This window comes from Thermodesulfobacteriota bacterium (assembly GCA_040758155.1).
In the GTDB taxonomy this organism is placed as follows: Bacteria; Desulfobacterota; Deferrimicrobia; order Deferrimicrobiales; family Deferrimicrobiaceae; genus UBA2219.
The window spans coordinates 1-7,593 of sequence record JBFLWB010000169.1; the positions used below are offsets into that span (position 1 = coordinate 1).

General features: G+C 65.9%; 8 protein-coding genes. 1 reads left to right on the top strand and 7 read right to left on the bottom strand.

Annotated features, from left to right (window positions below):
- Nucleotides 1–51: 51 nt before the first annotated feature.
- The 7 genes from AB1346_11795 to AB1346_11825 form a co-directional block, all read right to left on the bottom strand.
- The gene (locus AB1346_11795; protein MEW6721123.1) at nt 52–1,260 is read right to left on the bottom strand and encodes an acetamidase/formamidase family protein; all 1,209 of its coding nucleotides are present in this window, start codon (nt 1,258–1,260) and stop codon (nt 52–54) included.
- A 190-nt stretch (nt 1,261–1,450) separates the two neighbouring features.
- Entirely contained in the window at nt 1,451–2,248 is a 798-nt protein-coding gene (gene thiD, locus AB1346_11800) for a bifunctional hydroxymethylpyrimidine kinase/phosphomethylpyrimidine kinase (GenBank protein MEW6721124.1), read from the bottom strand.
- Nucleotides 2,245–3,306 carry a thiamine-phosphate kinase gene (gene thiL, locus AB1346_11805; protein ID MEW6721125.1) on the bottom strand — a complete coding sequence of 354 codons (1,062 nt, stop codon included), beginning with the start codon at nt 3,304–3,306 and terminating at the stop codon, nt 2,245–2,247. Before thiL ends, thiD begins: the two co-directional genes overlap by 4 nt.
- Nucleotides 3,303–3,959, bottom strand: coding sequence for a thiamine phosphate synthase (thiE, locus tag AB1346_11810; GenBank protein ID MEW6721126.1), 657 nt, complete (start codon nt 3,957–3,959; stop codon nt 3,303–3,305). Before thiE ends, thiL begins: the two co-directional genes overlap by 4 nt.
- Nucleotides 3,956–4,627: a thiaminase II gene (gene tenA / locus AB1346_11815; GenBank protein MEW6721127.1), complete on the bottom strand. Its 672-nt coding sequence runs from the start codon at nt 4,625–4,627 to the stop codon at nt 3,956–3,958. Before tenA ends, thiE begins: the two co-directional genes overlap by 4 nt.
- Before the next feature lie 22 nt (nt 4,628–4,649).
- On the bottom strand, nt 4,650–5,711 hold the full coding sequence (locus AB1346_11820) for an AIR synthase family protein (GenBank protein MEW6721128.1): 1,062 nt from the start codon (nt 5,709–5,711) through the stop codon (nt 4,650–4,652).
- A 95-nt stretch (nt 5,712–5,806) separates the two neighbouring features.
- Nucleotides 5,807–6,037, bottom strand: a complete 231-nt coding sequence (locus tag AB1346_11825; protein ID MEW6721129.1) for a hypothetical protein — start codon at nt 6,035–6,037, stop codon at nt 5,807–5,809.
- A 287-nt stretch (nt 6,038–6,324) separates the two neighbouring features.
- Here AB1346_11825 and AB1346_11830 point away from each other — a divergent pair, with 287 nt between their 5' ends.
- Nucleotides 6,325–7,428, top strand: coding sequence for an ATP-dependent 6-phosphofructokinase (locus tag AB1346_11830; protein ID MEW6721130.1), 1,104 nt, complete (start codon nt 6,325–6,327; stop codon nt 7,426–7,428).
- Nucleotides 7,429–7,593 lie beyond the last annotated feature (165 nt).

The following is a 7,593-nucleotide window of genomic DNA, read 5'->3' on the forward strand; positions in this document are numbered from 1 at the left end:
CGCAGGCGGAGGATCCTCCCCTCCGCCGTCGCCAGGTGGTGCTCCCGTCCGTCAGGCCTGTTTCGGGATCAGGAGGCCGTTCTTTCCCGCATACTGCTTTCCGACGAAGCAGCCCTTGGGAATCATCGCGTGGATCCCGATCGTATAATCAACGAGCTGCGTCACGTGGAAGTCGACCGCCTGGGAACAGAAAGCGTAGGCCTCCATCGGCTCCATTCCGTAGTGTCTGTTCAGGAACGAGACCGCCTGCCGCGCCGCCATCTGGCACGATTTGTAGGCGTCGGTATGCATCCCCATCATGATCCAATGGGTCGGACTCGACCCCACGGGCCAGTCGATCAGCTTGCCCAGATCCTTTCTCACGGTGAAGCGCAGGGTGAAGTTCTTGAAGAACCCTTCCAGGGCGTTCAGGTTGATCTCCCCGTGCCCCTGGGCGAAATGGGAGTCGCCGGTCTTGAATCCCGCGCCTTTCACCCAGACCGGCAGGTAGAGAACGGTTCCCTTGATCAGGTCCTTGTTGTCGAGATTGCCGCCGTGCCGGCCGGGGGGCACGTTGCTCCACATCCCCTTCTCGGGCAGCTCGACGCCGATCGTCCCCGGGAACGGGCGCACGGGGATCTTGATTCCCGGCTGGAACTCGAACGTCCAGTCCTTCCGGTTCACGGTGTACCAGCGGACCTTTCCCTTCGGGTAATCCTCCTTCAGGAGGCCGAGGTTCACGAAGGAGGTCTCCGGGTTCAGGTTGAAGCCGTAGGGGCCGGGATCGATATCGAGAAGTTCGACCTGCAGGAAGTCGCCCGGCTCGGCATCCTCGACGTAGATCGGGCCGGTCAGGTGATGGTGGCCCGCCCCCTTGCGGATCTTCTGGGCGCCCGTGACCTCGTCCGGGAAGAAGTAGGTCTCCGGGGTCTTGTCGATGACCTCCTTGAACCAGGTCATCCAGTCATTGATGTCGGCTCCCGGCTTCATCCGGCTCATGAGGTGCGTGCCGGTTTCCACGTACACCGTGTCGCCCGACTTGATCGTCAGGACCGGCGGCGTGGAGTTGTCCCAGTAACCGTCCGTAGAGGTCTTCTCGTTGCAGGCGAGCACGTGGACCTTGCCCTTCGGGCCCGCCTTCTTCGCTTCGGCGGCCCGGGCCTCCGGAATGGCGAAATCGCTCAAGGCGAATGCCGTGCCCGCCGCGCCGGCGTATTTCAGGAAATCCCTGCGGTCGATCCCTGCCCTTCCCTTGTTCCTGTCCTTTCTGCCGTCACCCATATGCGCCTCCCGCTCCAAGGTTCACATCGCCGTGACGATCATTAAAGACGGGAAAACGACCGGCGACTCTTTACGGCCACCTCCTTCCTCGTGCATCCGGTTCGGGTTTGTCTACAGGTTCGACGGGACGGGGTCTATTATTGATGTTCCTACCGATCGGTGGTCGGTTTCAAGAGGATTCGCGGATCCTTCACCACTTGCTGTGGACCCCGGCCAGGTGGTTGGCAGGGCCGTGGCCGCCGCCGATCGCGGGGCCGCTCCGGATGGCCTCGGTGACGTATTCCTTGGCGCGCCGGACGGCGTCCGGAACGGGGAGCCCCTTGGCAAGGCCCGCCGCGATGGCGGATGCGAAGGTGCAGCCGGTCCCCTGCGTGTTCCGGGACTTCATCCACGGCGAGGTCAGCAGGACCAGATCCTCCCCGTCGCAAAGGACATCGACCGCTTTCCCCTCGATGTCCATGCTTCCCCCTTTGAGGACCACCCACCGGCAGCCGAATTCCGCCAGCTCCCGCGCGGCCTCCTTCATCGCGTCGATGGTGCGGACCTTCCGCTCCAGCAGCGCTTCGGCCTCGAAAAGGTTGGGGGTGATGATCTCCGCCAGGGGGAGCAGCTCGTCGCGGATCGCCTTGCGCGCCTCCTCCGTCAGGAGCGGATCGCCGCTCTTGGCGACCATCACCGGGTCGACGACGAGGTTGGGGATCTTGTACTTGCGGACCGATTCCGCCACCGCCCGCACGATCGCGGCGTTCGCCAGCATCCCGGTCTTCGCCGCGTCGGTCCCGATGTCCGTCATGACGCTCTGGATCTGCTTCCGGACGAAGTCCGGGGAGACGTCGAAGATCCCCTGCACGCCCAGCGTGTTCTGGGCCGTGAGGGCGGTGACGACGGACATCCCGTGGACGCCGAAGGCCATGAACGTCTTCAGGTCGGCCTGGATGCCGGCGCCTCCCCCGCTGTCGGACCCGGCGATGGTCAGCGCCCTTTTCATTTTCCCTTTCTCCTTTTCCCGCCTCCCGGCTCCTCCCGGAAATGGTCCCAGCCGGACGGCTTCAGCGCGGTCTTCCTCCCGGCGGCATCCACCCGGCAGTAGCCCTCCCGCCGGTCGACGATCCTTCCGATCTCCGTGACGGGAATGCCCGTATTCCCGGGCAGCGCCCGGATCTTCCGCTCCGGCGCGCCGGGAGGGACGGTGAACAGCAGCTCGTAATCCTCCCCGTTGTGCAGCGCGAGGTCGAGGACGGACCTGCCGGACTTCTCCGCGATCTCCGCGATCCGCTCCGGCAGCGGGAGCAGCTCCTCCCGGATCTCCGCGCCCACGCCGCTGCGCTCGCAGATGTGGTACAGGTCGCCCGCCACGCCGTCGCTCAGGTCGATCATTGCGGAGGCGACGCCCGACCGGGCGATCTTTTGACCCATTCCCACGCGCGGGACGGGCAGGACGTGGCGGTCCGCCAGCTCCCGGTATTTCCCGGGGACCTTCTTCCCGTAGATCCGGAGCGCCTCCATCCCCGCGGCGGAAGCCCCCAGCGTCCCGGTGACGAAGATGCGGTCGCCGGGCCGCGCGCCGTCGCGGGTCAGCACCTTCGAAAGCTCGGCCTCCCCCAGCAGGGTGACGTCGACGACCAGCTCTTCCCGCGTCCTCGCCAGGTTTCCGCCGATGACGTAGGCCCCGTAGGCCCGCATCTCGTCCCGCATCCCCTCGAACAGCCGCTCGAAGCTTTCCACGGGCAGGTCGGCGGGGAGCCCCAGCGAGACCAGCGCGTACGTCGGCTTCCCTCCCATGGAAGCGATGTCGCTGAGGTTCACCGCCATGGATTTCCGCCCCACCCGGTACGGCGTGGTCCGGTCGAACAGGAAATGGCGCCCCTCCACCTGGATGTCGCAGGTCAGCAGCAGGGCGCGCCTGCGGTCCAGCGCGACGACCGCGGTGTCGTCCCCGATGTCGACGCGCAGCTCCCGGTTCCGGGAAACGGGCAGGATCTTCCGGATCCGGTCGATCAGGTTGAACTCGCCGGTCTCGCCGACCGTCCTGCGGACCCCTTTCAACGCCCCCGCCCTCCCGCTCCGAGGATCTCCCTGAACCTGCGGGCGGCCTGCTCGACGTCGTCCGCCGCGACGATGTCGGAGACGACCGCAACGGCCGCCGCTCCCGCGTCGATGACGCTGCGCGCGTTCCCCGCCTTGATCCCGCCGATCGCGACCACGGGGAGGCGGCACTTCGCCCGGATCGGGACGATCATCCCCGGGCCCTTGGGCTCCCCCGCGTCCGCCTTGGTCCCGCGCGCCTCGAAGATCGGCCCCACGCCGATGTAATCGGCGCCGTCCTTCTCCGCGAGGAGCGCCTCTTCGGGCGTTTCCGTCGATACTCCAAGGATCTTGCCGGGCCCCAGGAGCCGCCGCGCGACGGAGGCGGGCAGGTCGTCCTGGCCGACGTGAAGGCCGTCGGCGTCGACGGCCAGCGCGATGTCGAGGCGGTCGTTGACGATCAGCGGGACCTTCGCCGAAAGGGTGAGCTTCCGCAGCTCCATCGCGATCCGGTACAGGGCGCCGCTGGGGGAAGTCTTGTCCCGGAGCTGGATCACGTCGGCCCCGCCGCGGATTGCGTTTTCCGCGACTTCCAGGCAGGACCGTCCCCGGCTCAATTTTTCGTCGGTGACGAGATACAGCCGCCACGTTTCCGGGCGGATCCTGTCGCTCATGGCCACTCCTCCATCTTCCAGCTCATGTCGAAGAACAGGTATTCGTAGAGGGCGCTCATTTCGTACAGCCGGTACCAGCGCTCCCGGGTTCCCGCGGAGGCGCCCTCCGCGCGGGCGTTCATCCGGTCGACAAGCCATTCGGCGAATTCCCGGAACTCGGCCGAGGAGTACGTCTCGATCCAGTCGCGGTAGAACCGGTCGTCGGGCAGCCCACGCCCCTTCAGCTCTTCAGCGATCTCCACGTAGCCGCATGCGCAAGGGACGAGCACGGCCAGGATCTCGGCGGGGCCGCCCTCGTGGCAGGCGCGGAGCAGGTAATCGGTGTAGGCGGAAGTGACCGGGGCCTTGCGCGTGCGTTCGAGCTCCTCCGCCGGGATGCCGAACGCGGCGCACGTCTTGCGGTGGAGCTCCATTTCCGTGTTCAGCGTCAGGTTCAACAGCGTCGCGAAGGTCCCCATGTCCGAAAGCGCGTCGGATTTCGCGGCGGCCATCGCGAACACGCGGCTGAAGTCGATCAGGTACACGTAATCCTGCTTGAGATAGAACTCGAAGCGGTCCCGGGGAAGCGTGCCGTCCCCGATCCCCCGCACGAAGGGGTGGGCGGAGATCCGCTTCCACATCGGGTCGGACTTCCGCCGCATCTCCCCGTAGAAGCCGCCCTGCTTCATGGCGCCATCCCCCTTTCCTCCGCTACCTGCCGTCCGACGCCGCCCTGCCGAACGCCGTCCAGAAGGGATCCACCTTGGGATGGATCAGCTCGTGCGATCTTCCGCCCTCGGAGTAGCGCATCCCCTCCCGGGCGTCCACGACCTCCCCCACCATGGAGGCGGGGATCCCCTTGTCGCCCAGCCGCCGGAGGACCTCCTGCGCCTTGCGGGGCCGGCAGGTGAGGATCAGCGTCCCTTCGCTGATGGACGAATACGGGTCGATCCCGAACAGGTCGCAGACCTTCCGCACGTTCTCCTGGACGATGATCTTCCCCTTGTCGACGTTCATGCCGACCTTCGAGGCCAGCGCGATTTCGAACAGCCCGCCCCACACGCCGCACTCGGTCGCGTCGTGCATGGTGGTGACGCCGTCCTCGCGCACCCCGGCCTCCACCGCCGTGAGGGCGTCCTCGACCACCGACATCTGCCAGAAGATCTCCTCGGCCTCTCTCGCCACCTTCTCGCCGTACCGCTCCGCGACCTTCTGCGGGAAGGTCACCGCGAACAGCCCGGACGCCTCGATGGCGGCTCCCTTGGTGACGACGACCACGTCCCCCGGGCGCGCCATCGTCGGGGTCACGTACCGGTCGGCGTCCCCGATGCAGATCACGGTTGCCCCGCCGATCATGGGATACTCGCACCCTTCGTAGCGGCCGGTGTGCCCCGTGAGGATGGCCATCCCGATCTTCTCGCATTCGCGGTGCATGACCGCCCACATCTCCTCGAAGTCCTCCCGGTTCATGGAGAGCGGGAGGTTGAGATCCACGGTGATGTACGTGGGGCGGAGGCCGGACGTGGAGGCGTCGGACGCAAGGATGTGGATCGCGAACCAGCCGGAGCGCTCCCACCCGTAGGGAGGGACGACGAAGATCGGGTCGGTGGTGGCGACCATCACTTTTCCGTTCCCCAGGTCGGCCACTCCCACATCCACTCCATGCTGGGGGCCCACAAGGATCTCCGGGCGCTTCCTCCCCAGTTGCGGAAGGATGATCTCGTCGAAGATTTCCGAGGAGATCTTGCCGATGTACGGCATCTGCGTTTTCACGATGCCCTCCATGCGATGGAAGCCCGGCGCCGGAACCGGCGCCGCTCACTGGACAGTATACGCGCTTTGCGGATGCGCGGAACCCCGGGACGGGGCTACTTGGGGATTGCGGGGAACTCGCCGGCCGAAGCGTCGGCTACGCCGATGCGAACCGCTTCGTCCGCGGAAGTGGAGAACAGCTTCCGGGCAAGCTGCAGCAGCCCGAAATGGTTGTTCTGACGCATCGACTTTCTCCGCTCGAGGATTTCCCCGATCGGCTCCTGCGTGCGCTGCTCGAAATCCATCCGGTAAACCGTGAACACCCTTCCGGGCTTCTCATCGTTCATGACGCACCCGTCGAACCGATAATATGCGTCTCGTGCGGATCGTCAACATCCGTTTTGTCGCAACTTGGATGCCAATGATTCATCAACAGGTTCATTAATTATTTCAGATAGATATAGCCACGAACTCCAGGCGGGTCCGCGTTCCGGGAAAACTTTTTCCCGCCTGCGGCGATTCCCGGGAAAGGGAGGGTAAAGTTTTTCCATTGTTATCCGACGATTCTCTTGCATGACGCACAGCCCGGTCTGAATTAAGATTGAGGAAAACCAGGCCGGCGGGGAGGGCGGATATGGCCATCCGGAAGATCGCCGTGAACACCGGCGGGGGCGACGCGCCGGGATTGAACGCCGTCATACGCGCCATCACGCTTTCCGCGCTGCGGCTCGGATGGGAGGTCGTCGGGATCCGGGACGGTTACCTCGGCCTTCTCGAGATGACGCCGGACGAGGGGCTGATCCCCCTGACGCGGGACCGGGTGCGCGGGATCAGTCATCTGGGCGGAACGATCCTCGGCACCACGAACCGGGGGAATCCGTTCGAGTATCCCGTGAAGCGGGACGGAAAGACCGTCGGTGTGGACCGGTCCGACGAGCTGCTCGCGGCGTTTCGCCGGCACGGGTTCGACGCCCTCGTGGCGATCGGCGGGGACGGCTCCCTGGGGATCGCCCATCGCCTTTGCCTGAAGGGGCTGCCGGTGGTCGGCGTCCCGAAGACGATCGACAACGACCTCTCGGCGACCTTCCTCACCTTCGGCTTCGACACGGCCGTATCGACGGCGACGGATGCGCTCGACCGGCTCCACTCCACGGCGGAGAGCCACCACCGCGTCATGGTGGTGGAAACGATGGGACGCACGACCGGATGGATCGCCCTTCACGCCGGTGTGGCGGGGTCGGCGGACGTGATCCTGATCCCCGAGATCCCTTTCGAACTGGAGGTCGTCTGCGAGGCGATCCGGGAAAGGGACCGGATGGGGAGGCGCTACTCGATCGTGGTGGCGGCGGAAGGCGCCGCGCCGAAGGGCGGCTCGATGAGGACGAAGGGGGAACGGGAGATCGGCAGCGAGATCCGGCTCGGAGGGGTCGGCGAATGGCTGGCCGGCGAGATTTCGACCCGCACGGGCAAGGAGACGCGCTCCATCGTCCTGGGGCACCTGCAGCGCGGCGGAGGACCCACGTCCTTCGACCGCCTGATGGCGCTGCGCTTCGGCACCGCGGCCGTCCGGGCCTTGATGGAGGGAGCGTCGGGCGTGATGGTGGCGCTCCGGCCGCCTTCGGTCCTCACGGTGCCGCTCGAGGAGGCGGTGGCGGGGAGGCGGAGCGTCCCGCTGGACGGCGATACCATCGCCACGGCCCATTCGCTCGGTATCTGCCTTGGCGTGCCTGCCGTATAATGTCGTTGTCGGAAGACCCGTTTCCACGGAGGTCGTCATGGGAAAATGCCGCTGGTGGATCGGCCTGCTGATGATCGCGCTCCTCTTCGGTTCCTGCGCAACGTTCGACCAGGGACTGGGTTCCATGAAAAAAAGCTTCCCGGCACGAACGGACAACACCGTGAA

Excerpts from the sequence above, each read along its gene's own strand:
- AB1346_11795 (MEW6721123.1), bottom strand. The coding sequence starts at position 1,260 with ATGGGTGACGGCAGAAAGGACAGGAACAAGGGAAGGGCAGGGATCGAC.
- thiD (MEW6721124.1), bottom strand. The coding sequence starts at position 2,248 with ATGAAAAGGGCGCTGACCATCGCCGGGTCCGACAGCGGGGGAGGCGCC.
- thiE (MEW6721126.1), bottom strand. The coding sequence starts at position 3,959 with ATGAGCGACAGGATCCGCCCGGAAACGTGGCGGCTGTATCTCGTCACC.
- tenA (MEW6721127.1), bottom strand. The coding sequence starts at position 4,627 with ATGAAGCAGGGCGGCTTCTACGGGGAGATGCGGCGGAAGTCCGACCCG.
- AB1346_11825 (MEW6721129.1), bottom strand. The coding sequence starts at position 6,037 with ATGAACGATGAGAAGCCCGGAAGGGTGTTCACGGTTTACCGGATGGAT.
- AB1346_11830 (MEW6721130.1), top strand. The coding sequence starts at position 6,325 with ATGGCCATCCGGAAGATCGCCGTGAACACCGGCGGGGGCGACGCGCCG.